The sequence below is a fragment of the Enterococcus sp. AZ120 genome (genome assembly GCF_050546165.1).
Taxonomy (GTDB): Bacteria; Bacillota; Bacilli; order Lactobacillales; family Enterococcaceae; genus Enterococcus; species Enterococcus faecalis.
Genome location: NZ_CP172950.1, coordinates 47,792 through 73,376, shown reverse-complemented (window position 1 = coordinate 73,376; position 25,585 = coordinate 47,792). Strand labels below are relative to the sequence as shown.

At 39.1% G+C, this 25,585-nt stretch carries 24 protein-coding genes and 1 other annotated feature; of the genes, 5 read left to right on the top strand and 19 right to left on the bottom strand.

The window, feature by feature from the left end:
- Nucleotides 1-8: 8 nt before the first annotated feature.
- From IGJ46_RS00315 to IGJ46_RS00290, 6 genes are all read right to left on the bottom strand, one after another.
- Nucleotides 9-3,986, bottom strand: coding sequence for a 5'-nucleotidase C-terminal domain-containing protein (locus IGJ46_RS00315; protein ID WP_218391353.1), 3,978 nt, complete (start codon nucleotides 3,984-3,986; stop codon nucleotides 9-11).
- A 440-nt stretch (nucleotides 3,987-4,426) separates the two neighbouring features.
- Nucleotides 4,427-5,812: a bifunctional UDP-N-acetylglucosamine diphosphorylase/glucosamine-1-phosphate N-acetyltransferase GlmU gene (gene glmU, locus IGJ46_RS00310; protein ID WP_002356067.1), complete on the bottom strand. Its 1,386-nt coding sequence runs from the start codon at nucleotides 5,810-5,812 to the stop codon at nucleotides 4,427-4,429.
- A gap of 201 nt (nucleotides 5,813-6,013) precedes the next feature.
- A complete protein-coding gene (gene purR / locus IGJ46_RS00305; protein ID WP_002381336.1) occupies nucleotides 6,014-6,835 on the bottom strand; it encodes a pur operon repressor in 822 nt (273 codons plus the stop codon).
- Nucleotides 6,836-6,978: 143 nt separating this feature from the next.
- Entirely contained in the window at nucleotides 6,979-7,818 is an 840-nt protein-coding gene (locus tag IGJ46_RS00300; protein ID WP_002383493.1) for a metal ABC transporter permease, read from the bottom strand.
- A gap of 161 nt (nucleotides 7,819-7,979) precedes the next feature.
- Nucleotides 7,980-8,672: a metal ABC transporter ATP-binding protein gene (locus IGJ46_RS00295; protein WP_002356064.1), complete on the bottom strand. Its 693-nt coding sequence runs from the start codon at nucleotides 8,670-8,672 to the stop codon at nucleotides 7,980-7,982.
- 25 nt (nucleotides 8,673-8,697) lie between these two features.
- Nucleotides 8,698-9,651, bottom strand: coding sequence for a metal ABC transporter substrate-binding protein (locus IGJ46_RS00290; RefSeq protein WP_002383496.1), 954 nt, complete (start codon nucleotides 9,649-9,651; stop codon nucleotides 8,698-8,700).
- Between the two features lie 318 nt (nucleotides 9,652-9,969).
- Between IGJ46_RS00290 and IGJ46_RS00285 the strand changes: the two genes are divergently transcribed.
- Genes IGJ46_RS00285 through IGJ46_RS00275 form a run of 3 tightly spaced genes read left to right on the top strand, consistent with a single transcriptional unit; the run spans nucleotide 9,970 to nucleotide 11,875 of the window.
- Entirely contained in the window at nucleotides 9,970-10,380 is a 411-nt protein-coding gene (locus IGJ46_RS00285; protein WP_002387446.1) for a hypothetical protein, read from the top strand.
- Nucleotides 10,380-11,249, top strand: coding sequence for an exonuclease domain-containing protein (locus IGJ46_RS00280; protein ID WP_002361478.1), 870 nt, complete (start codon nucleotides 10,380-10,382; stop codon nucleotides 11,247-11,249). The genes IGJ46_RS00285 and IGJ46_RS00280 overlap by 1 nt, the downstream gene beginning before the upstream one ends.
- Nucleotides 11,249-11,875, top strand: a complete 627-nt coding sequence (locus tag IGJ46_RS00275) for a hypothetical protein (protein WP_002361477.1) — start codon at nucleotides 11,249-11,251, stop codon at nucleotides 11,873-11,875. Before IGJ46_RS00280 ends, IGJ46_RS00275 begins: the two co-directional genes overlap by 1 nt.
- A gap of 60 nt (nucleotides 11,876-11,935) precedes the next feature.
- On the opposite strand, the gene ispE is transcribed toward IGJ46_RS00275, so the two are convergent.
- The 13 genes from ispE to IGJ46_RS00210 all read right to left on the bottom strand — a co-directional run bounded on the left by ispE (nucleotide 11,936) and on the right by IGJ46_RS00210 (nucleotide 23,163).
- Nucleotides 11,936-12,787, bottom strand: coding sequence for a 4-(cytidine 5'-diphospho)-2-C-methyl-D-erythritol kinase (gene ispE, locus IGJ46_RS00270; protein ID WP_002356061.1), 852 nt, complete (start codon nucleotides 12,785-12,787; stop codon nucleotides 11,936-11,938).
- A 180-nt stretch (nucleotides 12,788-12,967) separates the two neighbouring features.
- On the bottom strand, nucleotides 12,968-13,270 hold the full coding sequence (locus tag IGJ46_RS00265) for a Veg family protein (RefSeq protein WP_002383497.1): 303 nt from the start codon (nucleotides 13,268-13,270) through the stop codon (nucleotides 12,968-12,970).
- Nucleotides 13,271-13,327: 57 nt separating this feature from the next.
- Nucleotides 13,328-13,894, bottom strand: coding sequence for a sigma-70 family RNA polymerase sigma factor (locus tag IGJ46_RS00260; RefSeq protein WP_002356059.1), 567 nt, complete (start codon nucleotides 13,892-13,894; stop codon nucleotides 13,328-13,330).
- A gap of 85 nt (nucleotides 13,895-13,979) precedes the next feature.
- Nucleotides 13,980-14,510, bottom strand: coding sequence for an NYN domain-containing protein (locus tag IGJ46_RS00255; protein WP_002356058.1), 531 nt, complete (start codon nucleotides 14,508-14,510; stop codon nucleotides 13,980-13,982).
- Between the two features lie 14 nt (nucleotides 14,511-14,524).
- Nucleotides 14,525-15,382: a 23S rRNA (guanosine(2251)-2'-O)-methyltransferase RlmB gene (gene rlmB, locus IGJ46_RS00250; RefSeq protein ID WP_002356057.1), complete on the bottom strand. Its 858-nt coding sequence runs from the start codon at nucleotides 15,380-15,382 to the stop codon at nucleotides 14,525-14,527.
- On the bottom strand, nucleotides 15,372-15,770 hold the full coding sequence (locus IGJ46_RS00245; protein WP_002356056.1) for a Mini-ribonuclease 3: 399 nt from the start codon (nucleotides 15,768-15,770) through the stop codon (nucleotides 15,372-15,374). Before IGJ46_RS00245 ends, rlmB begins: the two co-directional genes overlap by 11 nt.
- Nucleotides 15,767-17,179 carry a cysteine--tRNA ligase gene (gene cysS / locus IGJ46_RS00240; protein WP_002359235.1) on the bottom strand — a complete coding sequence of 471 codons (1,413 nt, stop codon included), beginning with the start codon at nucleotides 17,177-17,179 and terminating at the stop codon, nucleotides 15,767-15,769. The genes IGJ46_RS00245 and cysS overlap by 4 nt, the downstream gene beginning before the upstream one ends.
- The gene (gene epsC, locus IGJ46_RS00235) at nucleotides 17,172-17,711 is read right to left on the bottom strand and encodes a serine O-acetyltransferase EpsC (protein ID WP_002356054.1); all 540 of its coding nucleotides are present in this window, start codon (nucleotides 17,709-17,711) and stop codon (nucleotides 17,172-17,174) included. Before epsC ends, cysS begins: the two co-directional genes overlap by 8 nt.
- Nucleotides 17,712-17,775: 64 nt before the next feature.
- Nucleotides 17,776-17,982, bottom strand: a binding site (T-box leader).
- Nucleotides 17,981-19,438: a glutamate--tRNA ligase gene (gene gltX, locus IGJ46_RS00230; protein WP_002381335.1), complete on the bottom strand. Its 1,458-nt coding sequence runs from the start codon at nucleotides 19,436-19,438 to the stop codon at nucleotides 17,981-17,983. Its footprint overlaps the feature before it by 2 nt.
- A 52-nt stretch (nucleotides 19,439-19,490) precedes the next feature.
- Complete coding sequence (gene ispF, locus IGJ46_RS00225) at nucleotides 19,491-19,964, bottom strand: 2-C-methyl-D-erythritol 2,4-cyclodiphosphate synthase (protein WP_002356052.1); 474 nt, start codon at nucleotides 19,962-19,964, stop codon at nucleotides 19,491-19,493.
- Nucleotides 19,965-19,982: 18 nt separating this feature from the next.
- Complete coding sequence (locus IGJ46_RS00220; protein ID WP_002368622.1) at nucleotides 19,983-21,128, bottom strand: PIN/TRAM domain-containing protein; 1,146 nt, start codon at nucleotides 21,126-21,128, stop codon at nucleotides 19,983-19,985.
- A gap of 100 nt (nucleotides 21,129-21,228) precedes the next feature.
- The gene (gene radA / locus IGJ46_RS00215; RefSeq protein WP_218391348.1) at nucleotides 21,229-22,599 is read right to left on the bottom strand and encodes a DNA repair protein RadA; all 1,371 of its coding nucleotides are present in this window, start codon (nucleotides 22,597-22,599) and stop codon (nucleotides 21,229-21,231) included.
- 78 nt (nucleotides 22,600-22,677) lie between these two features.
- Nucleotides 22,678-23,163 (bottom strand): dUTP diphosphatase, encoded by a 486-nt coding sequence (locus IGJ46_RS00210; protein ID WP_218391346.1) that lies wholly within the window; start codon nucleotides 23,161-23,163, stop codon nucleotides 22,678-22,680.
- A 319-nt stretch (nucleotides 23,164-23,482) separates the two neighbouring features.
- Here IGJ46_RS00210 and proB point away from each other — a divergent pair, with 319 nt between their 5' ends.
- A complete protein-coding gene (gene proB / locus IGJ46_RS00205; RefSeq protein WP_002389550.1) occupies nucleotides 23,483-24,298 on the top strand; it encodes a glutamate 5-kinase in 816 nt (271 codons plus the stop codon).
- Complete coding sequence (locus IGJ46_RS00200) at nucleotides 24,285-25,538, top strand: glutamate-5-semialdehyde dehydrogenase (RefSeq protein ID WP_002407587.1); 1,254 nt, start codon at nucleotides 24,285-24,287, stop codon at nucleotides 25,536-25,538. The genes proB and IGJ46_RS00200 overlap by 14 nt, the downstream gene beginning before the upstream one ends.
- The last annotated feature ends 47 nt before the right edge of the window (nucleotides 25,539-25,585 follow it).

Genomic DNA, 25,585 nt, shown 5'->3' with positions numbered 1-25,585 from the left:
AAAAATGACTAACTAGCTTTGTTACGTCGTTTATAAATATACCAGCCAGAAGAAGAAAGTCCAACGAACAGTAAACCATATAACGCAAGCGTTTCTGTTTCTGTACCTGTTTTAGGTAAAAAGCCGCCATACTTTTTCTTCTCTGTTACGGATGGATTGCTCTGTCTTGCTCCCGCTTGGTTTTGTTTATTGGTTGCTACTGGTGTTTCTGGTGTTGGTTTCGGGTCTGGTTTCGGGTCTGGTTTTGGATCTGGTTTTGGATCTGGTTTTGGATCTGGTTTTGGCGTCTCTCCTCCACCGATTAACTCTTTGTAAGCTTCTTCCGAAATAGAAACAATTCGTTCGCCTGGGAATGGTTCTTTATATTGTGCTAAATCAATCGTCGTTGCTGCACGATACAACCGCAAGCTGGTTGCACTTTTCAAGTATTCAATCAAGACAGCATCTAGTGAAATCCCTTCTTCTCGTTCACCACCTAGCATATCGTAACCATCACCACCAGCAGCTAAGAAATCATTGGTAGCCATCCGGTATTGTTTCTTCTCATCCAATGGTTCAAACTTTTGTGTTTGCCGATTTTTAATTTCTATTCCTAATACGCGACTACCGACAATCGTTTGTCCTGTTTCATTGCCTTCGTCACTAGCCAAGCGAGTACCTGGTTTTGTGGAATCATAGTGGATACGAATGGAGCTTGAAACATGTAGGAAACCACCATTTGCGCCAAGTTTTGGTTGGCCAGCATCATCTAGTAAAATTGTGCCATTCTCATCTTTTTGTGGAATCGAACGAACAGACATTTCAAACATTTCTTTAACTTGAGCACCGGTTACTTGAATTTGCGCAATGCTATTGCCAAAAGGTAACACAGCAATGACATCCCCAACTTTAATCGGTCCTTGCTTAATATCAGCGCGAATGCCGCCACCATTAGTTACTGCAAAATCAGCAGGTTGACTAAACGCGTCTTGGCCATATGACATAATCGCATCACCAATCAAATTCCCTAAGTTGGTCTCTCGTGTGCGCACATTTTCCCGTTGTCCATCCAATGTGAATGGAATATAATCGACAATTACTTTTTCATTTTCAGCGTTAAAATTCGTTCGTGCTTCATCAACGATGGCTTTAACTGCCGGGTTTTCTGGCAATCCTAGCAACTCTTCTGCTGGAATCAATTTTGCTGTTTTCTTAGTTGGTTCATTCTCTGGTGCTGTGACAATTCCAACATTATTTAAATAATTACCTGTTTGAGCATAGATCACTTTGCCATAACGTTTGCCACTTTCGACGGCTGTATGCGAATGTCCATCAATCACATTAATATCTAACTCAGGATATGTTTGACTAAGGGTTTCTGCTAGCGTATCACCACGCCAGATATGCGGCGTCGTTTCATCTACGCCTAAATGCCCAGTAACCACGAAAGCTTGAATATCCGCGTACTTCTCTTTAATTTCATTAATCACTGCTTCTACTTCTGGAATCGGGTCTTTAAATGTCACCTTCTCCACGTTTTTCGGGTGTGTTTTCGTTGCTGTTTCTGGGGTCGTCACACCTACAATGGCAAACTTTTTCCCGGCTTTTTCTACGATTGTATACGGATCAAAAACCCGTCCACTGCCATCTTTGTAATACGTATTACTAGATAAAATCGGAAAATTCAGTTGGTCTTTATAACCTAGTGCAATCTCTAAACCAAAATCAAACTCGTGATTTCCCACCGCCATGGCATCATAACCAACTTCATTCATTGCTTTGGCCATATCCGCGCCTTTGGAGAAATTGGAGATTGGTAATCCTTGGAAAACATCCCCTGCATCCACCATCAAGGTTGGGTTTTCTTGGTCTTTAAAGGTTTTTAGACGCGCCATACCTAATTCGCCTTTCCCTGCTTCTAGTCGGCCATGAACGTCATTTGTGTGCATAATGGTATATGCATTATCTAAATCAAAGCCCGCATTACGGACATCTTGTTTCGTAATAGCGGCGGCGTTTGGTGTACGTCCATCAGGAGAAGTCGGAATTTGAAGAGTGCCGTCATTCACTAATTCGATTGCTTTGGCACGCCATTTTTCATCAAAATTTGTCCCAATAATTGACCAATTTCGTTCGATTTCTTGTTCTGGATCAAGCGTTCCTTTTTTCTTAATATAATCAACAATCATTCCTCGTAAGGTTTCTGGATCAGAATTTTTAATAGGTTCCCCTACTTGAATCCCTTGGCTAGCTAAACCGCCGTAACGATAATTATTCATAGCAAGCGTATATTCTTTGGCAGGATCCAACGGTTGGCCGTCAATTTTCGCATCTACAATTCGTTCACCCACTGGTTTTGAAATGTCAATCTTGTAGTCCACTCCAGAAATCATGTCATAGTTATATACACGAATGTTTGGATTAAAACTAATGGTCAAATCATCTGGCTGTGTTTGGTTATAGTACGCCCCTTGTTTTTCTAAATACTTCAGTAAGTTTTCACCGTTAATGGGAACACTCACTAAGGTATTCGGGTATTTGTAGATATCAAAAATCGTGGCATAGGAAATCTTCCCCGCAGGTAATTTACTGTCGTATTTAAACAGCGCTGCCGCACTTAATTGTGCACCTGTCACTTCTTTTTGAACGTTATTAATTAAAGAAATCATCGCTGTTGGTTGTAATTGCGCTTCGGGAATTCCTTTAATTTCTTGTTTTGGTAAAAAATCAGCTGTTGCTGTGCCGATCTCCTCCTGAATAAACGCTCGCGTTTTTTCATGGTATTCTTTTGTCGCTGCCTTAACTGCTTCATCTGCTGGAACATTCGTTGTTGGTACAATCGTTGCTGTACCTTCTTGCACTTCCCACTTATCGGCATTTTTAGCAACTGAAAGATCAATCTTAACAACTTCTGTCCCTGTATCTTTAGGTCCCCCTACCGGTACAGTTTTTCCATTCGGCGCTGCTCCTTGCTTGGTAAAAGAAAGGTGGTCATGACCCAGAATATACGCATCAATCCCCGCGACATTTTCAATTACTTGGTCGGCACTGGCAGCCGGATCACTATTTTGTTGTCCCGCATGAATCGAAGCAACAATAATGTCAGCCTGATCGTTAGTTTTCAACTCAGTAACTGCTTTTTCTGCTTCTTCTTTCAAAGGTAAAAAATTAAGCGAAGTAACACGAGGGCCATCCCACAAAGGAATGTGCGGAATTGTTAAGCCGATAATCCCAACTTTTAAATCTGGCTGCCCATCTTGATTAAAATCAAGTTCCTTCGTGGTAGTCCCTTTAACAAAACGACGACCATCTTCCTTATTGTAGGTATTCGCAGACAAGATTGGAAAAGTGGCTTCTTGTTGAATTTTTTGGATTAACGGTAAACCAAAATTAAACTCATGATTTCCCAAAACCATTGCATCATACTTCATCACATTCATGGCGGTAATCATTGGATGGGTCTTTTCATTCACTAAAGGCGCTTTATTATACAAGTCATCTGTTAAAATAGTGCCTTGAATATTGTCGCCATTATCAATTAAAACGGTGCCTGCTGGGTTTTGCGCCCGGACTTGGTTGACGACTGTACTTACTTGGGACAAACCAACTGGTAGTTCTTTATCATCTTCATAAGACCAATTCCATAATTGACCATGAACATCTGACGTACCTAAAATTGTTATTTTTTGCGGCGTGCTCGTTTCTTCTTTTTCAGCGGTTGACGTTTCTAAATTCGTCGTCTCTGTTGGTGCTGTGGTTTCTTGTGACTGCTTGACACTGTCACTCGTAGCCTGATTTGGTGCTTCTTGTTTGATGTCTGTTGTTTCCTGTGTAATGACTGGTTCTTGTTTTCTACTTGAATCGGTGGTACTTGTTACTGCTTCTGAACTTTGTTGACTCGTTGTTTCTACTGCATATGCCGTACTAGTAACGCTTGGCGCTATCAACGCAACAGCCATTAAAAAATGCATGCCCCACTTCACTTTTTTAAAGCTCAACTTTTTCACAAATTTCCTCCTTGTGTTTCAACCCATTTGCAACAAACAATTGTCAAAGTAACAAACAACAAAAAGAGCCTTCCCCCATCACGTTGCTCTTCTTTTCCTATCATAATATATCCGTTAAATAAAAAACAGTAAATTCCGTTAAAATAAGATGTTTTTCCTGTAAATTGTTTTTATTTTTGGACAATACAGCGGATTTGTTTGTGAAAAAAATAGTAATTTTGACCAAAACACGAACTTTATAAAAAAGAAAGTCTTTTTATATTGGAAAAGCAGAACAAAAACTATTTTTTTGAAAAAAATAACTAAAAATACCGAATAAACAGCATTGGTCTAGTCCTTGAATGCCTCTAAACAAATATTAGCAGAAATTGGTCTAGTCTTTAAGGAGGAAAAAGAACGCTCTTTTGCTTAAGCAAAAGAGCGTTCTTTTTTATTTGAGGTTAATCCTTCATGTAAGGTAACTTTTTAGCATAGCCTTCTTTATTCACTTGACGTGCCCGGGCAATCGCCAAATCTTCTGAAGGGACATCTTCTGTGATGGTTGAACCAGCAGCAGTCACCGCATGATCACCAATCGTGACTGGCGCAACAATGTTCGTTGCAGAGCCAATAAACGCGTGATCACCCACGACTGTTTGGTGTTTATTTTTGCCATCATAATTAACAAAAACAACGCCGCAACCGACATTAATATCTTTGCCTAATGTTGCATCACCAACGTATGTTAAATGGCCCACTTTTGTTCCTTCATCGATTGTTGCATTTTTTACTTCCACGAAGTTACCAATGTGTACGTTTGCCCCCACATCTGCTTTAGGACGTAAATGTGCATACGGACCCACATCGGCCCCCTCGCGAACCACACTTTCTTCAATCACAGACTGTTTAACAACCACTTGATTGCCGATATGACTATCAACGATTTCTGAATGTGCGCCAATCAAGCAATCTTCGCCAATCACTGTTTTTCCTTTGATAGTGACTCCCGCTTCAATGACTGTGTCTGAACCAATTACCACGCCTTCATCAATATACGTTGTGTCTGGATCAATAAATGTAACACCATTTCGCATATGCATTTCATTTAAACGACGATGCATAATTTTATTAGCAGTGGATAAAGCAACACGATCATTTACACCCATTGCTTCGTCAAAGTCTGCCATTTGGTAAGCAGCGACAGCTTTGCCTTCTTTTTTCAAAATTTCAATGATATCTGTTAAATAGTATTCCCCTTGTGTATTGTTTGTATCTGTTTTCGCTAACGCTTCAAACAATGATTCATTATCAAAACAGAAGGTTCCTGTATTAATTTCTTGAACACGTGCTTCTTCTTCACTGGCATCTTTTTGTTCCACGATTCGTTCAACAATGCCCACATGATCACGAATAATTCGACCATAGCCTGTTGGGTCTTCCGCATGCGCTGTTAAAATAGTCGCACTTGCATTTTTACCTTGATGGTAATCGAATAAGTTTTTCAAGGTTTCTGCAGTTAATAACGGCGTATCCCCTGTAATAACTAATGTTGTTCCTTGTTTGCCACCTAATAACTCTTGTGCTTGCATGACTGCATGCCCAGTTCCCAATTGTTCAGCTTGTAAGGCATATTGACTACGTTCGCCTAAATGGCTTTTAATCATTTCCGCCCCGTGTCCAACGATCGTCACGATTTCTGTTGGTTCTGTTTGTTCTACTTGATCTAAAATATGTTCGACCATTGGTTTACCAGCAACTGGATGCAATACTTTATAAAGTTTAGATTTCATGCGTGTTCCTTTACCAGCTGCTAAAATAATTGCGTATCTATTTTCCACGTTTGCCACCTCAAATTAACTAAATTGTTTGATTTTCTTCTAAATCGTCCTCATTATACCTTTTCTAGTTTATCTTACTCTTTTGTCTTTTTCAACAAAATAAGGCATTTAAAAGGTAGACCAATTTATTTTCTCATCTTTTTTTAAAGGAATAAAACAGAAAAAAAGAAACTGAAAATGGAATGGACCATTTTCAGTTTCTTTTTCAAATTATTTCTCTGTGAAATAGTTTCCTGGGACTACGCTAATCGTTTTTGTTTGTGTATCCACATCTTCCACATATAATAGCGAAGTGTAGTCATCGATTGCACGACGGCCATTGAATTTTGACTCAGCAAAAACGGTAATGCCCACAAGTTCTGCTTCAAATTCTTCAATCATACTCTTCATACCATTGACGGTGCCGCCGCCTTTCATGAAGTCATCCACGACTAAAACTTTTGAGCCGCGTTTTAAACTGCGTTTTGAAAGTTCCATTTTTTCGATACGTTCTGAAGACCCTGATACATAGTTCACGCTCACCGTTGAACCTTCAGTAATCTTAGAATCGCGACGAACAATCACAAACGGAACATTTAAGTAATAAGACACAGCTTGCGCAATTGGCACTCCTTTAGTCGCAACGGTCATTACCGCATCAATTTGTTTGCCTAAATATTTAGAAGCAATAATCCGGCCCACTTGTCTTAATAAATTCGGTTCCCCAAGTAAATCTGAAAGATAAACATAACCCCCAGGTAATAAGCGATCTTGTTCTGACAAACGATCACATAAATCCATAATCAACTGCTCCGCTTCCTCATAAGGAATTTCAGGGATAAAGCGGACACCGCCTGCAGCGCCTGGAATCGTTTCTAAAATACCTGTTCCACGTTCTTTAAATGTTTTTTTAACAATTGCTAAATCTTCACTAATGGAAGACTTGGCAGATTGGTATCGGTCAGCAAAATATGTCAAAGAAACCAATGTATGGGGATGATCTAAAAGATATTGGGTCATATCGATTAATCGTTCACTTCTCCGAATTTTCAAATTCGTCACTCCTTTTCATTCTATCGTTCCTTATTATAAGGGGTTTAACCGAAAAATTCGAGGATTTTTTTCAAATAACTGAAAATAGTTCGCCATTTCTTTTAAAAAAAAGAAATAAAGGAGAAAAACTTTCGTTTTTCTCCTTAGTTTCTTTGCATTTTTTGTTTTCGTTGGACCATAACAACCACTCGGCGATAAATATTGACTAATAAGAATAAACCAATAAAAATTAGGGTAATGCTTGCACTCGGTGGTGTTTCCAAATAATACGAGCTAGTCAACCCTGTTAGCATGCCAATCAAGCCCATAAACACACTGATGATGATCACCGTGTTGAAGCCTTTACCAATTCGCATACCTATCGCAGCTGGTAAGACCATAATTGCTGAAATTAACAAGGCTCCCGCGATCGGAATCATCACAGCAATCGCCACACCAGTAATTACATTAAAAAGCATCGACATCCAATGAATAGGTAGCCCATCAACATGAGCAGTATCTTCATCAAATGTTAAAACATACATTGGACGTTTAAATAACATAAACAATAGAACTAAAACTACGAATAAAATTGCCAACATAACCACTTGATCCCACGTAATCGTGACGATGGAACCAAATAAATACGATTGAATACTAGCAGCTGAATTGCCTCCTGTTAAATTCATTAAAACTAACGCCAAAGCCAAACCGCCTGACATTAAAATAGCAATCGAAATTTCTGAATAGGTGCTATAAATCATTCGTAAATATTCTAGAATGATTGCAGCCACAATCACGACAATTAAGGTCATTAAATTAGGATTCCAATTAAAAAAGAAGCCTAGTGCCACACCGGCTAATGACACATGTGAAAGGGTATCTGCCATTAAAGATTGTCGGCGAATAACTAGAAAGACGCCGAGCATTGGGGCAATCACTGAGATAAACAGTGCTGCTAAAAAGGCCTTTTGCATAAATGCATAAGAAAGCATTTCTGCCATACGATTCACTCCTTACCGCTAAAATGAACACTACCATTGTAGCGACGTTTAAGCGAATTATTTTTTTAATTCCTGCTTATTTTTTAAATTTTTCCCACATTTCTTTAAGCCGTTCCTAGGCTTTCGTTATTATCGAGCCAGATAACGTTTTATTGGAAAATTTACGTATACGATTCTTCACTCATATGGAAACAACGCCATTTCGAATCTTCTTTGCGGACAAGACGAATTTGACGATCCACATAGGTTTTGATATCTTCATGATCATGCGTAATCATCAAAATAGCTTTTCCATGTTCATGCGCACTGTGTTGCAACAATTGATAAAATTCGTTTCGCGATTGTTCATCCATACCTGTTGTTGGCTCATCTAAAATAAATAAATCTGGATCGGTCGCAAACACTCGTGCTAAACTAATTCGTTGCTTTTGCCCTCCAGAAAGCTCGCCAATTCGTTTGTGGCGCATTTCCCACATGTCCACTGATTTCAAAGCTTTTTCCACATGAAGATGATCTTTTTTCGTCAACGGTTTGAACCAACGATTTCTGGGAAAGCGACCTGAACGTACTAATTCAATGACGGTGCTAGGAAAGCCCGCATTGAAAGAAGCGACTTGTTGTGGAATGTAGCCAATGCTGATTTTTTCACCAGCACTATTTTTTTTAGCGACCGTAATTTTGCCACTTGTTGGTTTTAATAACCCTAAGGTACTTTTGATCAGCGTTGACTTGGCAGCGCCATTTTCTCCTGTTAAAATAACGAATTCCCCTGGATCAACATAATAAGAAACATCTTCTAAAACAGGTTCATCATCATAATAGAAGGTTAAATTTTCGACTTCAATATAATGCATAAGTTGGCTCCTTTCTGTTGCCAGATTAATGAATGCTTTTTTGTAAAGCGGCGAGGTTTTCTTTCATGACAGACACATAGTTCTCGCCTGCTTCTTGTTCTTTTTGAGTTAAACTCTCTAAAGGATTCAATACGGCTAATTCGACGCCTGTTTCATCTGCCAATGTTTTGGCTACTTTTGTAGAAGCCGATGCTTCAAAATAGATCACAGAAACATTGTTTGTTTTAATATATTTTTTTAATTCGGCTAAACGACTTGGCGAAGGTTCTTGGTCTGGAGAAATCCCAGCAATCGGTTCTTGGGTCAAGTCATATTGTTTTGCCAAATAGCCAAATGCAGCATGTTGCGTCACAAAGGTCCGATTTTTAGCGCCTGCAAATGCAGCTTGGTATTCCTTATCTAGCGCAGTCAATTTTTCCAAATAAGCAGCGGTATTTTTTTCAAATACGGCTTTTTTCTCAGGATATTTTTTGATAAGCGCATCCCGAATCGCTATCACTTCTTTTTGCGCTAACACGGGATCTAACCAGACATGCGGATCCAGTTCGTGAGAATGGTTATGGCCTTCATGACCTTCTTCGCCAGATTCTTCCTCTTCTGTTCCTTGCATCAATTGAATGGATTGACTGGCTTCCACGATTGAAACTTTTTTCGTGTCCAAGTTTTCAATAACATTCGGAACCCAAGTTTCTAGCTCTTTACTATTATAAACAAAGACATCCGCATCAGTAATTTTCGCTAAGTCTTTTGCGCTTGGTTCATAATCGTGTGGTTCCGTTCCAGCTGGAATCAACAGCTCAACCTCTCCCTCATCACCAACGACTTGTTTTGCGAAGTCGTACATCGGATAAAAAGTAGTCATTACCGTGAGCTCTTTCTTCTCTTTTGGCGATTGTGTGGTTTGCCCACAGCTAGCTAAAAGAAAAGCACTGATTGCTAAAGTAACGCCGATTATCAAACGGCGGTAGATTTTCGTCATGTTCTGTCCTCTTTTCGATTTACCTATTATAAACCGTAATATTTACGATTTGCCAGGAATAATGTACCAAATGGATCACGGGACGTCAAGGAATAAAAACAAATTTTATTTAAACAAAGTTATAAAAAGCAAAGGAACATCCTTATTAAGGAAAACATACACGATTGACTACAAAAAAAGAAGTCTGTATAATATGAAACATTAAGAGTCATATGGCAGCCTTTATAGAAAGCGCTTTCGATTTTCACCTTATTGATAGCGCTTCCTTATATTGAATAATGCGATTTTCTAAACAAAAAATTATAGGTGGTATTGATAATGAAAAATCCGTATGTCCAAATAACCGACCAAGAACAATATAAAAAGTCAATTCGTCGAATTCCTCCAAAAGATCCTAATATTTTTTTAATTGAGAGACCTACAGCAGGTGAGATTATTGCTCTATGGTGGACAACCTCTTCCCGTGGCAAATCAACTGATAAATATATACCAAAATATTTCAAGCGTATCTATCGAGTAGATATGATTAAACAACGTAAACTATTCATCAAAGCTAACGTTATCTCCGAAGAAAATAATACTTATGTACTGACTGAACTAGGAGAAATGTTAGTACATAAATACTTTTATATTATTGAAGAGCATAATAATTCTTCCAATGATTCTTTCAATACTGAACGAAGAAAGTTAGCTGATAAAATTCTATATTCGCTAGGCGGTGAAATATAATGCAAACGGAAGTTAAAGAGTTTATTGCTTTTGATATTGAAACAACAGGTTTAGACTTCCATCAGGATGCTGTTATTCAGATATCAGCTGCAAGATACGTTGATGGTATTGAAGTTGATTATTTTGATACATTGGTAAATAGTGACTACATTCCAGATGAAATTACCAAATTAACAGGAATCACTAATGACCAAGTACTAAATGCGCCAACTTTAGATGAAGTTATGCCTTATCTTTTTGATTATTTAGGAGATACGATTCTAGTTGGACATAATATAAAAAGTTTTGACTTTCCTTTTTTAAAAGCAAAAGGATATAATATTGCAGAAGGACATGAAATTTATGATACTCGCTATTTTGCAGCCACACGAAAGCATGGGGCTGTAAACAATCAATTAACTACATTGAAATTACTTTTTGGTATCGATGCGATTTCACATAATGCATTGAATGATGTTAGGATATCTGCAATTGTATTTATGGAATTATTAAAGATAGAACCTCAAGAAAAAAGCTCTACTCTTAAGAAAAGTAGCTTGGACTCTTTTGAATTAGATGATGATACTACACCTTTTTTTGAAGGAATGTCTTTTGTAGTAACGGGGGCATTTGATGATTCTAAATATAACCGTAAACAAATTGAAACACTGATAAAACAACATGGCGGTAGGGTATCGTCAAGTTTATCTGCCAAGACTGATTACTTTATCCAAGGTATTCAAATTTCTTCCCAACTTAAAGACGGAAAGCACAGCAGTAAAGAACTAAAATATATAGAGTTACGTGAAAAAGGGGTTGATATTTATAAATTTAATGGTAATCAGTTTTATGAACTAATTACAAACTATAGAAAATTGAGGAAAAATTAATGACAGAACTAAAGAAAATAACTTCAAAAAATGGACATGTTTACCTCTTTAAAGATATACAACATAAACAACGAAATGAGTTAGGCATAGCCTCTGGACAATCAGTACTGATTTCAATTTTTGAACCGGATCCATTCTATTTTACAGAAGATATTCAACTTATTCATTATAAAGATATCGTTAAAACCGAATCCGTTTCTTCAAAAGAAAATGAATTTTTTGAATATGTAAAACAAAATTCACCAGTTGCTTATAAAAAGAAAATCTCGGATAGTTATGGTATCTCTGAGTATATTAATTATGCTCCACAACTTAAATTTAAGTATATTATAAAAGATAGTATACTAACTATTACGGGGGAAATTAAAGACAGAAATGTTAACTTTCCAATTTCTCAGCCTTACGTATATGTCGATAAACCAGAAAATGAAATTCCGTTAGATAATAATTTAAAATTCCAATATGTAGTCAACGATTTCGATATACATGCTCCCGAATACAAAATATCGTTTATTTTAGGTACTTCAAAAGCCGAGTATGGTCGTTCTTTCAATATGAAAAATTTCGAAGGTGTTTTACGCACCCCATCTGAAATTAGTTCTATGAAAGCAAAAAAAAAGAAATAGTTACTTAAATAAAGCAAAAAAGTTCTACGCCTAAAATTCGAATTTAGACGTAGAACTTATTTATTTCAATGTCCGAACCAAATAAACTTCTTCACAAAAGCCTTTAAGTCCATTATAAATCCGTTGTGCTCGTGTTTTCTTTTCACATAAAGCAAAGACTGTCGGTCCACTGCCGCTCATCAACGCTGCATCAGCGCCGTACTTCAGCATGCGATCCTTGATTTGTTGCACGATCGGATGTCTGGCAATCGTGACACTTTCCAACGCATTGCCGACCGTTTGGGTCATCCCAGTATAATCACCATTTTCAATAGCTATTCTTAGTCCAGCAATATCTGGATGGTGCAATTCATCTACCGCTAAATCATTAAAAACGGTACTAGTGGATACACTAATTCTTGGTTTAACTAACACAATCCAACATTGAGGCATGGTCGGTAATGCTTCAATTTTCTCCCCACGTCCGTTTGCAAAGGCTGTTCCGCCCCTTAAACAATAAGGAACATCCATACCAATTTGGCTGCCAATTTCACAGAGTTCGTCCATCGTCAACCCCAGATTCCACAGTTTGTTCAAGCCTCGTAATGCTGCGGCACAGTCACTGCTCCCCCCTGCTAAACCAGCTGCCACGGGGATACGTTTTTCAATATATATTTTAATTCCTTTATGAATATTATAGGTACGCTTTAATAAGTCAACTGCTTGATAGACATGATTCCGTCGATCCACGGGTAAAAAAGAGCTGTCCGTTTCAATACGAATGATGTCTTCTTCTAGATTTTCAAAAGTTAAATGATCGGCTAAATCTACACTTGCAAAAATAGATTCAACTTCATGATAGCCATCCACACGTTTATGCAGAACATCTAACCCAAGATTAATTTTCGCAGGAGCTCGTTCGATTATTTCCATCGGTTCCCTGATTCACCTTCCTTAATCTTTTGTCTACCAACATTTTAATCTTTTAGATTCTATCATATGTCCATGAAGAAGTACACCGAAGATTGCTCTTTCTCTGACGACAGATGGCTGAAATTAAAAAGAGCTTAGGAACGAAGGGCTCTTCCTTCACTCCTAAGCGGACTTTCTAAATTATACGGCTTGACCGATGAATTCGATTTCAACGGTGCGTGTTAAAACATCTGAATAGCTATAAGATACACGTTCAAATGAGTTCTCGTCTGGATCCAAGTCAACAACAAAAACAGATGGATAAGTCTCCGTTAAGATTCCTTTACGTTCTGTTTGGCGCTTTCTTCCAGTCTGAGCAACTAACATAATTTCACTGCCGATACGGCCTTCCAAATCTTTCTTAATTGACGATAACGTTGTTGGCATTGCATTCACCTCGAGAAACATTATATCACTTTTTTTAAAAAATTTCAAGTTTATCATACTAGAAGTCTGTTTGCAACTACTTTTGCTCGACAAACCGGCTGTTTTGTCGAATTTTTATTCATTTTCTAATGTATATTTCATTTTTGCTTTGGCACGATCATAGGCACTTCGGACAGCTGAAAAAGTTCCCCCACGCACTTTAGCGATTTCTTCTAACGTGTAGCCTTTTAAGTATGCGTTTAAAATTTGTTGTTCCAACGAGGAAAGACGTGTCGGAAAAGCTGCCAATTTTTCTTGAATCATTAATTGACCTAATGGGTCGGTAGCCGCTGTCCCTAAATAGTCCACTAACTCTTCACCAGCGCTTTCTAATCGTTGTTCCAGAGAAATAGACAAGGTATCTGTTCGCCGCTTATAGGCGCATTGATGGCGAATTAAGCTATGTACGTGATTTTCAAAATTTCGTTTAAAAAACTTTCCTAATGATGCTTGTTTTTCTGAATCAAATCGTTCTAACGTCCGAAAGAAGACAATTCGCCCTTCTTGAAGCCAGTCTTCAGTATCATAATCTTTTAAATAGTATTTTTTCATGCACTTATAAATCACTGGCTGATATTGCCCATATAAGGCTTGAAATTGTTCTTGGTCTCCTGCTAATGCTTGTTGAATCTGTTCTAACATAAAAAGCCCTCCTTTTCGATAAACGTATCGAATGATTTAGGAGAGCATAGCATGTTAGAAATTTATGACTTAAGCGAACATTTGTTTAATCTTTTTTTTGAGACAATTCTTCTAGCTTCTCAGAAAGTTTTGATAACTGCTCCACGTTCCATGGAGAATTTCGACGAAATTGCTGGAAATGGATATCCGTTGCATGAATGGCAATCGTCTTTTCTGTTTTCTGGACAGCTTTGTAAAGTTCATTGGCCGAAGTCCGCAATGCACCTTGTGAAAAGACCACCCATTGTTCAGCCAAATCACTCGTTGCGACTGTTACTTGCGTTAAACGATCATTTTTTTCACCAGCTAGACGTTCAATATAACTATCTGCTGTTTCATCTTCTTTGGTGAAAACCACGGTCAAAAGGTACTTTTTGTACGTTTGCTGAATACCTGGGACTAATTGGGCATCAAAGACCACAATGATTTCCAATCCTTCATATTTGGCATAATTGGACAGACGACTAAGAAGCAGTTCACGCGCATCCTCTAAACGCTCTTGCTTTTTCAACTGGACCAATTCTGGCCAAGCACCAATCATATTATAGCCATCAACGATTAACAATTGTTTTTTCATACAATCGCCTTCTTCTATAATGGGTTGCGGCCACGATAGACTTCATACATTAGCAAGCCTGCAGCCACACCAGCGTTTAAGCTTTGAACGTGTCCAGTCATTGGAATCGTTAATAATTCATCCACTTCTTTATGAAGACCTTGACTCATGCCACGACCTTCATTTCCGATGATTAAGGCAATTGCGCCTTGTGTATTCCAGCGACGATAATCCGTCCCAGACATATCTGTACCAAAAATCCAAAATTGATTCTCTTTTAGCGTTGCAATACTTTGCGCTAGATTCGTTACACGAGCCACTGGAATATGTTCCACGGCCCCTGTTGATGCTTTGGTTACGGTTGGTGTAATTCCCACTGCACGATGTTTTGGAATGATAATACCGTCCACGCCTGTCGCATCAGCAGTTCGCAAAATTGAGCCAAAGTTATGTGGGTCCTCTAGACTGTCTAAAATTAGGAAAAATGGTGTTTCTGTCTTTTCTTTTGTTTGTTCCAATAATTCTTCTAAAGTTAAATATTGATACGCCGTGATTGCTAAAACCATGCCTTGATGCACGCCGTGATCACTCATCGTATCTAATTTTGCTTTAGGCACCCATTTGACTGGAACAGCCTGCTCTTTCGCTGCTTGTTTTAATTGCTCAATTTTCTCGCCACGAGCATCTTCTTGTAAAAACAATTTATTCCCGCGTCCTTGCTGCAACGCCTCAACAGTGGCATGGAAACCAAAGACAAAGTTATCTGCTAGCTCTTCTGAGGTTCCATCAGCACCTGCTGTCGCTGGTCGTGGGTTCCGTTCTTTTGAACGCTTATCTGAACGTTCTGGACGTTTCTTACCTTTTTTAAAAGGACGAGATTTTTCATTTTTCATTGGTTTCACCTACTTTCTTGATACACCAGTTAATTAATTCTTCTAAACGTTCTTTTTGTTGTGTTAAATGTAAATAACCCATCAAGGATTCGAAACCGGTCGCTACCCGATAGGTCGTCACATCAGCATTTTTGGCAAAGGTGTGACTTTTAGCATTCCGACCGCGTTTGTACATCACTTCTTCTTCCTCCGTTAGCATTTCTCCCGCTAACATCGCTTGCATTAAGCTTGCTTGGGCTTTTGCTGACACGTAATGTGTCGCCATGCGATGCAAAACATTCGGTTTCGTTTGTCCCAAGGAAACTAAATAATCACGAATGTAAATTTCATAAATCGCATCGCCAACATAGGCCAAAGCTAAACCGTTTAATTGTTTGTAATCTCTCATTCACTTCTTCTCCATCTCGTTCCTTGCGGAGTATCTTCTAAAACAATGCCTTGTTCTTTTAATAAATCGCGGATTTCATCACTTCGGGCAAAATCACGGTCTTTCCGTGCTTGGTTCCGTTCTTCAATTAACGCATCGACTTGTGCGTCCACTAATTCTTCGTTTTTAAAGAATAAACCAAAAATAGCTAACCAGCCACTGAAAAGCTTATCCATCGCCACTAGAACTGGTTCCGAAACTGTCGCTTGTTCACTGTACTGATTCATCATCTTCGCTAATTCATAAACGACCGTAATCCCGTTAGCTGCATTGAAATCATCGTCCATTTCCGTAATAAAACGTTGTTCTAATTCGTTTAATTGAGCCAAATAGTGTTCATCCTCTGGCAAACTTGCGACCGCATCTGCTTGTCTAAAACGTAAATTTTCAAACGCATTTTTCAATTTTTGATAATTGGCTGCTGCCTCTTTTAGAGTGCTTTCGCTATAACGAATCGGGCGACGGTACTGGGTGGTGGACATAAAGAAACGTAAAATTTGCGGATCCACTTTTTGAATCATTTCATGAACAGTAATGAAGTTACCTAGGGATTTGCTCATTTTTTCATCGTCTTCACCAATTGTGACATAGCCGTTATGCATCCAGTAATTGGCAAAGGTATGGCCTGTTTTGGCTTCGCTCTGTGCAATTTCATTCTCATGATGTGGAAATTCTAAATCTTGTCCACCACCGTGAATATCAATCGTCTCTCCCAAGTGTTTTGTCGCCATGACAGAGCATTCAATATGCCAGCCGGGACGTCCTTTCCCCCAAGGAGAATCCCAAGAAATTTCATCTTCTTTGGCACTTTTCCAAAGAGCAAAATCCAATGGGTCTTCTTTTAATTGTTGTTCAACGCCAGTTCGTTGACTTGCCCCCACTTCTAATTCATCAATCGATTGATGGCTTAATTTACCATAATTAGGAAATTTACGGGTGCGATAATACACATCACCTGCGACCTCATAAGCAAAACCTTTTTCAATTAAAACTTCGATGAAAGCTAAGATATCAGGCATGTGGTCCATCACCCGAGGATGTAACGTTGCTGGTTGGACATTCAATGCTTGCGTGTCTTCTTCAAAGGCTTTGATAAAACGCTCCGCCACTTCCGGCGCAGTAATTTTCAATTCTTTAGCTGCCTTGATAATTTTATCATCGACATCTGTAAAGTTCGAGACATAATTCACTTCATACCCACGATATTCAAAATAACGACGAATCGTATCAAAGGCGATCGCACTGCGCGCATTACCGATATGGATATAGTTATACACGGTTGGTCCGCAGACATACATCCGAACTTTATGCGCCTCAATTGGCGTAAATACTTCTTTTTCTCTGGTCAATGTATTATAAATTTTAATCATGCCCTTTTTCCACCTTTCTTCCATTTAGACGAACGACTTTCGCAGGAACACCCACAGCTGTGGCATCTGCTGGGATGTCTGAAATAACAACAGCACCCGCCCCAATTTTTGAACGTTCACCAATCACCACTGGCCCTAAAATTTGAGCTCGTGCCGAAATCATCGCTCCTTTTTTCACTGTTGGATGGCGTTTACCCGTATCACGACCGGTCCCACCTAACGTCACTCCGTGAAACAAAACAACATCTTCTTCTATTTCCGCGGTTTCCCCAATCACAATGCCCATGCCGTGATCGATAAAAACCCCCGCACCAATTGTGGCCCCGGGATGAATTTCTACGCCCGTTATGAAACGCCAAAATTGTGCATGAATCTTCGCCAACAAAAACAACTGATGCCTATATAAGAAATGAGACAAGCGATGCCAAAACAGGGCGTGCAAGCCAGGATACGTTAAAAGAACTTCTAGTGTGGTCCGCGCTGCAGGATCGTTTCTTTTAACAGCTGCGACGCTACGTTTCAACCAACTCATATGGTGAACTCCTTTCTACTATACAAAAATAAAAAACGTCTTTTAAGCAACAAAAAAACGTTGCTTAAAAGACGCCCATGCGTGGTTCCACTTTTCTTCACAAGAACTAGCTCTTGCCTCGATACAGTTAACGCCTGCCGACGTCTTCGGTTACTTTTTTCACCAAAGCCACTCATAGATGCATTTCGACAAAAGATGCTCGCTGTTCTCACCACCCACAGCGTCTCTGAAATCCATCTGCTTGTCTACTTCTTCTATTCTTTGTGTTTTTATAACACTTTATTTAAATGATCTAATGCTTTTTCTTTGCCTAATAATTCGATGGTTTCGCCTAATTCAGGACCATGCATTTGTCCAGAAACAGCAATTCGAATTGGCATAAACAAGTTTTTGCCTTTAACGCCGGTTTCTTTTTGGACGGCTTTAATCGCTGCTTTAATACTTGGGACATCGAAAACGTCCAAGGCTTCTAATTGTTCTTTAAACGCATGTAACACAGTTGGCACTGTTTCTCCTTGCAAGAATTCTTTCGCAGCATCATCTAAAACTGGATGTTCATTAAAGAACAAGTTTGATAGTTCCACAATTTCAGCTGCATAACTCATTTGTGGTTGATACAAGCTAACTAATTGTTTTAACCATTCGATTTTTTCAGGAGATGGATTTTCTTCAACACGACCGTCAGCGACTAAATAAGGAATACACATATCTGTTAGTTCACCTAAGTCCATTTGTTTCATGTATTGATTGTTAATCCATTCTAATTTTTTCGCATCAAAGGCCGCTGGTGACTTGCTTAAGCGTTGTTCATCAAACAATTTAATCAAGTCTTCTTGTGAGAAGATTTCTTCTTCGCCAACAGGAGACCATCCTAGTAAAGCAATAAAGTTGAACATGGCTTCTGGTAAGTAACCTAATTCACGGTATTGTTCAATAAATTGTAAAATTGTTTCATCACGTTTGCTCAATTTTTTGCCAGTTTCTGAATTAATGATTAAGGTCATATGGCCAAAGACAGGTGGTGTCCATTCAAACGCTTCGTAAATCATTAATTGTTTTGGTGTGTTCGCAATGTGATCATCGCCACGTAAAACGTGAGAAATTTTCATTAAGTGATCATCTACTGCAACGGCAAAGTTATACGTTGGCATCCCATCGCGTTTTTGGATGACAAAATCGCCACCAATGTTATCTGACTCAAAAGTAATTTCACCTTTCACGATGTCATCAAATTTGTATTCTGTATTACGTGGCACACGGAAACGAATCACTGGTTCTAGACCAGCCGCTTCTTTGGCTGCTTGTTCAGAAGGTGTTAAATTCGCACAAGTGCCTGCGTAGTGAGGCATTTCCCCACGAGCTTGTTGTGCTTCACGTTCTGCTTCTAATTCTTCTGGCGTACAATAACACTTATACGCACGATTGCTACTTAATAATTGATCAATCAATGGTTGGTAAATTTCTTTACGTTCTGATTGACGATATGGACCATATTCTCCCGGATGAGCAGGTGATTCATCCCATTCCATCCCTAACCATGCTAAGTTTTCCAACTGACTTTTCTCGCCGTCTTCGATGTTCCGTTTTTGGTCGGTATCCTCGATACGAATGATAAATTCTCCGTCATTGTGGCGGGCAAATAAGTAGTTAAATAATGCTGTTCTTGCATTCCCAATGTGCAAGTGTCCAGTTGGACTTGGTGCGTAACGCACACGAACTTTCGTCATGTTCATTCCTCTTTCCATTTTTTAAAAACAGACGGTTTAACGTCGTTTTCAGTTATTTTTCCAATAAAGCAACGGCAATTGCGCCGATTCCTTCTTTTTTACCAACAAAGCCCATCGCTTCCATGGTCGTTGCCTTAATGTTCACTTGTGTGACCGCTAAGTGGCAACTCGCGGCTAGATTCTTTTTCATCTCTGCCAAGTATGGGCTCATCTTTGGCTCTTCCGCTAAAATTGTACAATCAATATTGCCAATAGTAAAGCCCGACCGCCCAACTTTTTCATTTACTTTTTTTAATAAGTTTACAGAATTCGCATTTTTGAACTGTGGATCGGTTTCGGGAAACAGTTGCCCAATATCACCCAGACCAGCGGCACCAAGGATTGCATCAATAATTGCATGTGTTAAAACATCGGCATCTGAGTGACCTAACAGACCTTTTTCATAAGGAAGAGTAACCCCACCAATAATTAAAGGTCGTTGCGGAACTAATTGATGAACATCAAAACCTTGACCGATTCGAATCATACTAAGTCCTCACTTTGCTTAATTTTTATCGTTTTTAGGATGGTTATCCTTGCGATCATTAATCCCGCGACCCGCGTGCGCCGGTTTGGCAAAAATCATACGCCCAGCTGCGGTTTGTAAAGCACTTGTGACGACCACTTCGATTTGCTCATTCATGTAATGCTGGCCATCTTCTACCACAACCATTGTGCCATCATCTAAGTAAGCGACCCCTTGTTGACGCTCTGTTCCGGCTTTTACAACCATCACATTCATCGTTTCACCTGGAATCACCACTGGTTTCACAGCATTAGCTAAAGCATTAATGTTTAAAACAGGCACATTTTGAAATTCAGAGACTTTATTTAAGTTGTAGTCATTGGTCACAACCACGCCATCTAATAATTTTGCTAATTTGATTAATTTACTGTCTACTTCAGAGATATCCTCGAAATCTCCGTCATACATCTCAACGGAGATACCTTCTTCTTTTTGTAAAGCATTTAAAATATCTAAGCCACGACGACCTCTCACCCGTTTTAAACTGTCTCCAGAATCAGCAATGTATTGTAATTCATATAAAACAAAGTTAGGGATGAGCAAAACACCTTCTAAAAAGCCTGTTTTCGCGATATCGTAGATTCTGCCATCAATGATGACACTGGTGTCTAAAATTTTGTATTTATGGAAGTTGTCTTCCACTTTACGTTCCAACATTTGTCCTTCGGTGTCTTCCGTATTTGCTTTCTTTTGGCGAGGTGTAAAAACTTTTTTCCACTCCTCAATCCGTGTTGTTCCCATTCGGAAACCTAAGTAACCCAGAATAATCATAACTAGAATTGGCAGTAAACTATTCACGACAGGAATTTGTAAGTTGTACATTGGAATGGAGATAATGACGCCAATTGTTAAACCAATGATGGCACCAATACTTCCAAATAATAAATAGGTTAAACTCATTTCATTTAAAGCTGCTTCGATTTTTTTGACAGCGGAAACAATATACTTTGCTAACCCTAAAGATAAAATAAAGAAAATAATTGCACCGATTAATCCGTTCGTAAAGTTATTGTTTAACCAACTGTTATTGCCTTGCTTAGCCATTTCCCAAGCCATTGGGAAAAGAGAAATTCCTAAACTTGCACCAGCAATGATCATCAGCAACGTGATGATTCGTTTTTGCATATAGCCATCCTCCTCGTTTATTTAATAAAGACGTCTAGCGTTGTGGGGCGTACAAAAATCATACGCCACCAACAACCTAAACGGATTATTTCTACTTTCATCATTTAAAAACTTTTCTTAACGTTTCACCAATTGTTGAAACGCCAATAATTTCAATCCCTTCAGGCGCTTCCCAGCCACCAAGGTTATTTTTAGGGACATAGACTTTTGTAAAGCCTAGTTTTTGCGCTTCACGCACTCGTTGTTCAATACTATTCACGCGGCGAATTTCACCAGTTAAACCAATCTCACCAATGAAACATTCCGAAGATGAGGTTCCTTTTTCTTTATAGCTAGAAGCAATACTGATTGCTAACGCTAAATCAATAGCTGGTTCATTAATTTTGACTCCACCAGCCGCTTTTAGATACGCATCCTGGTTTTGTAATAAAAGGCCTGCCCGTTTTTCTAAAACCGCCATGATTAAAGAAACGCGATTAAAGTCCAACCCGGTGGTCGTTCGCTTGGCATTGCCAAACATCGTTGGGGTAACTAACGCTTGGATTTCCACCAAAATGGGGCGTGAACCTTCCATTGCTACCACAATTGAAGATCCGGTGGCTCCTTCTAAACGTTCTTCTAAAAAGACCTGAGAAGGATTCATAACTTCAACCAATCCATGTGTCTGCATTTCAAAAATACCAATCTCATTCGTTGAGCCAAACCGATTTTTGACAGCCCGTAAGATTCTAAAGGTGTGATGCTTATCTCCTTCAAAATAAAGAACCGTGTCTACCATATGTTCCAACATCCGTGGCCCTGCGATAGACCCTTCCTTCGTTACGTGTCCGACAATAAAAATGGCAATCCCATTCGTTTTTGCCAGTTTCAATAATTCGGCAGTTGTTTCTCGGACTTGACTGACACTACCAGCAACGCTGGTAACATCTGGCTGCGTCATTGTTTGAATCGAGTCAATAATGACATAGTCTGGTTCTAATTTTTCAATGGCTCGTGATATTTCGTGCATATCTGTTTCTGCGTATAAGTAAAATGTCTCGTTGACGGTGCCTAGACGCTCCGCTCGTAATTTAATTTGCTCAGCACTTTCTTCACCAGAAACATATAAAACCGTGCCACCTGTGGCTGCTAATTGTTGCGATACTTGTAAGAGCAATGTTGACTTACCTATTCCGGGATCGCCACCGATTAAAACTAACGAACCTGGAACAACGCCACCACCTAAAACCCGATTCAGCTCCACTAATTCAGTTTTTACACGCAGCTCTTTTTTAGGTACGACTTCAGATAGCCGTTGTGGTTGTGTCTTTTTACCAGTCAAACTTACTCTAGCACGACGATCAGAAGTATCTTGAATAACCTCTTCCACCATCGAATTCCATTGTCCACAATTAGGACAGCGGCCGAGATATTTTGGAGACACATACCCACAGCTTTGACATTCAAATTGAACTTTTGCTTTTTTTGCCATGTAGAATCTCCTTATCTGTTGTTTATTTTAACATTTATTAAATGGTTTGAATAACGTTGCCTACTGAAAAAATGGGCTTTATTTTTGTCCAGACGAACCAAAACCGCCCGTTCTTTCTGCCTCGACTTGGTCATCATCCGCTAATAAAAACGGCTTAAAAATCCCTTGGCCAATTCGTTCACCTTTTTCAATGACAACATCTTCATATCCAAAGTTTAAAAATTGGAACATGATATGTCCTTCGTTATTCACGTTATTATAATAATCACTGTCAATGACTCCGACACCATTCGCTAAAAGTAGGAACCGTTTTAGCGGGTTCGAAGAACGACTCACCAATTCTAAATATTCAGAATCAGGCATATACGCCTTAATTCCTGTTTTAACTAAAATTGGTTTGGGATTTTCTCCAGCTTGTTGTAACTTCCAAAGACTTGGTACAACGACCGTTTCGGCTGCTTGAAAATCATACCCCGCGGCACCTTTTGTTGCTCGTTGTGGGACACTCAAGCCCTCTTCTTGATACTTAGAAATAATCTCAAAACCACGTTGTTTCATATTCATTCTCCCCTACTGTCTAAACTACTCCTATTTTACCATAATCTCTGATACTCTGGTTGTTTTTAGTAAGTTTCTCATTTCTAAAAGCCCAGTTAATCTAGACTACGCAAAAAAGAGGAGAATTTTTGTTTATTTTCCTTCTTTTAGTCTATCATCTTCTCTTAAAATAAACAGACCAAATCCCAAAAAGTCCCAAGATTCCCTCAAAAAGTTCACACTTTCATTAAACTTTCTTTACTATTCATTATTTAGCACTTTCTAGTAGCCGCTGATTTTGTTATAATGAGTGTCAAATTTTACTGTAAAAAGAAACGAGGCACTTATGAGAAACAAACTCCAACAGGCCAAACGAATTGTGATCAAAGTCGGAACCAGTTCTCTGATTTATCCCAATGGCAATATTAACTTAAAAGCAATTGATCAATTAGCCTTTACTTTGAGTGATTTAAGCAACCAAGGCAAAGAAATTATTTTAGTTTCTTCTGGCGCAATTGGTGTCGGACTGAATAAATTAAATCTATCTGTGCGCCCAACGACAATTCCCGAACAACAGGCAGTCGCTGCAGTCGGCCAAGCAGAATTAATGAACATTTATAATCAGCGGTTTTCAACCTATAGCCAACAAATGGCACAAGTTTTATTAACTCGTGATGTTATTGAATATCCTGAAAGTCGCAATAATGTTACCAATACTTTTGAACAACTGTTAAAAATGAATATTATTCCTATCGTCAATGAAAATGATACTGTCGCAATTGAAGAATTGGATCACTTAACCAAGTTCGGGGATAACGATCAATTGTCTGCCATTGTCTGCCAAATTGTTCAAGCTGACTTGTTAGTTATGTTATCAGATATTGATGGTTTCTTTTCAGACAACCCTACTGTCAACAAAGAAGCCACGTTATTTTCTGAAATCAATGAAATTAATGAAGACTTGTTCCAATTAGCCGGTGGTAAGGGGAGCCGCTTTGGCACTGGTGGGATGTCTAGTAAATTAAAAGCTGCTGAACGAGTGTTAGCTAATCAACAGGCGATGATTTTAGCAAACGGAAAGCAGCCAAAAATCATTTTTGAAATTTTAGAAGGAAAAGATATCGGTACGTTATTTATTAAAGGAGGGCATGAAAGTGACTGATTTAAAGCAACTAGGGCAACAAGCTAAAGACGCCTCTTATACGCTAGGCTTGATGGATACTCGTCAAAAAAATACTTTGTTAAACAAAATGGCCGCAGCCATTGAAGCCAATGCACCCCGCATTTTACAAGCAAACGCATTAGATTTAGAGCAAGCCGCTACCCACGGAATTTCTGAAACAATGCAAGACCGCTTACGTTTAACAGAAGAACGGATCACAGCGATGGCCGAGGGCATACGCCAAGTCGCTACTTTACCCGATCCAATTGGGGAAGTAGATAAAATGTGGCGCAATGAAGCGGGGCTGTTAATTGGGCAACAACGCGTGCCTTTAGGTGTTATTGGAATCATTTATGAATCGCGGCCAAACGTGACAACAGATGCCGCTAGCCTTTGTTTCAAATCGGGAAATGCTGTTATTCTTCGAGGCGGAAAAGAAGCGTTTCACTCCAATCAGATATTGGTGACAATTTTACAAGAAGCGCTAATACAAGAAGCCGTTTCTCCCCATCTCATTCAATTTGTTGATGATACTTCTAGAGAAACAGCCCAACAACTTATGCGCTTAAATGACTACTTGGATGTCCTCATTCCGCGTGGCGGCGCCAACTTAATCAAAACTGTTTTGACGACGGCCACTGTTCCTGTTATTGAAACGGGCACAGGCAATTGTCATATTTACGTGGACAAAGATGCCCAGTTAACAATGGCAACTGAAATTATTGTCAATGCTAAATGTCAACGTCCTTCTGTCTGTAACGCCGCCGAAACGTTATTAATTCATCAAGAGGTGGCTGAAGCCTTTTTACCAACAATTGAAAAAGCCTTGAAGGAGTTTCACGTGGAACTTCGGGCAGATGAACGTGCGTTAGCAATTTTTGAAGAAGCCATTCCAGCGACTGAACAAGATTGGGAAACGGAATTTCTCGACTTTATCTTAGCAGTGAAAGTCGTTGATTCTTTAGACGAAGCCATCCAGCATATTAATCGCTACAATACAAAACATTCTGAAAGTATTATTAGTGATAATTACTTTGCCACACAACAATTTTTACAACAAGTGGATGCAGCCGCTGTTTATGCGAATGCTTCAACTCGTTTCACGGACGGTTTTGAATTTGGATTTGGCGCCGAAATCGGCATTAGTACGCAAAAATTACATGCCCGTGGACCTATGGGCTTAGCAGAGCTTACTTCGACAAAATATGTTATTTATGGAAATGGGCAAGCACGTTCTTAGAAAGAAAAACCCTTGATTTAAAAATCAAGGGTTTTTCTTTCTCCTCT

Excerpts from the sequence above, each read along its gene's own strand:
- epsC (WP_002356054.1), bottom strand. The coding sequence starts at position 17,711 with ATGAGTTGGTTGAAACGTAGCGTCGCAGCTGTTAAAAGAAACGATCCT.
- ispE (WP_002356061.1), bottom strand. The coding sequence starts at position 12,787 with ATGGAAATAATCGAACGAGCTCCTGCGAAAATTAATCTTGGGTTAGAT.
- IGJ46_RS00275 (WP_002361477.1), top strand. The coding sequence starts at position 11,249 with ATGACAGAACTAAAGAAAATAACTTCAAAAAATGGACATGTTTACCTC.
- proB (WP_002389550.1), top strand. The coding sequence starts at position 23,483 with ATGAGAAACAAACTCCAACAGGCCAAACGAATTGTGATCAAAGTCGGA.
- gltX (WP_002381335.1), bottom strand. The coding sequence starts at position 19,438 with ATGACGAAAGTTCGTGTGCGTTACGCACCAAGTCCAACTGGACACTTG.
- IGJ46_RS00245 (WP_002356056.1), bottom strand. The coding sequence starts at position 15,770 with ATGAGAGATTACAAACAATTAAACGGTTTAGCTTTGGCCTATGTTGGC.
- IGJ46_RS00220 (WP_002368622.1), bottom strand. The coding sequence starts at position 21,128 with ATGCAAAAACGAATCATCACGTTGCTGATGATCATTGCTGGTGCAAGT.
- IGJ46_RS00300 (WP_002383493.1), bottom strand. The coding sequence starts at position 7,818 with ATGGCAGAAATGCTTTCTTATGCATTTATGCAAAAGGCCTTTTTAGCA.
- IGJ46_RS00295 (WP_002356064.1), bottom strand. The coding sequence starts at position 8,672 with ATGCATTATATTGAAGTCGAAAATTTAACCTTCTATTATGATGATGAA.
- IGJ46_RS00200 (WP_002407587.1), top strand. The coding sequence starts at position 24,285 with ATGAAAGTGACTGATTTAAAGCAACTAGGGCAACAAGCTAAAGACGCC.
- IGJ46_RS00265 (WP_002383497.1), bottom strand. The coding sequence starts at position 13,270 with ATGATAAACTTGAAATTTTTTAAAAAAAGTGATATAATGTTTCTCGAG.
- IGJ46_RS00210 (WP_218391346.1), bottom strand. The coding sequence starts at position 23,163 with ATGAATATGAAACAACGTGGTTTTGAGATTATTTCTAAGTATCAAGAA.
- IGJ46_RS00290 (WP_002383496.1), bottom strand. The coding sequence starts at position 9,651 with ATGACGAAAATCTACCGCCGTTTGATAATCGGCGTTACTTTAGCAATC.
- IGJ46_RS00280 (WP_002361478.1), top strand. The coding sequence starts at position 10,380 with ATGCAAACGGAAGTTAAAGAGTTTATTGCTTTTGATATTGAAACAACA.
- IGJ46_RS00285 (WP_002387446.1), top strand. The coding sequence starts at position 9,970 with ATGAAAAATCCGTATGTCCAAATAACCGACCAAGAACAATATAAAAAG.
- rlmB (WP_002356057.1), bottom strand. The coding sequence starts at position 15,382 with ATGAAAAATGAAAAATCTCGTCCTTTTAAAAAAGGTAAGAAACGTCCA.
- IGJ46_RS00255 (WP_002356058.1), bottom strand. The coding sequence starts at position 14,510 with ATGAAAAAACAATTGTTAATCGTTGATGGCTATAATATGATTGGTGCT.
- cysS (WP_002359235.1), bottom strand. The coding sequence starts at position 17,179 with ATGATTAAAATTTATAATACATTGACCAGAGAAAAAGAAGTATTTACG.
- IGJ46_RS00260 (WP_002356059.1), bottom strand. The coding sequence starts at position 13,894 with ATGTTAGAACAGATTCAACAAGCATTAGCAGGAGACCAAGAACAATTT.
- radA (WP_218391348.1), bottom strand. The coding sequence starts at position 22,599 with ATGGCAAAAAAAGCAAAAGTTCAATTTGAATGTCAAAGCTGTGGGTAT.
- ispF (WP_002356052.1), bottom strand. The coding sequence starts at position 19,964 with ATGATTCGAATCGGTCAAGGTTTTGATGTTCATCAATTAGTTCCGCAA.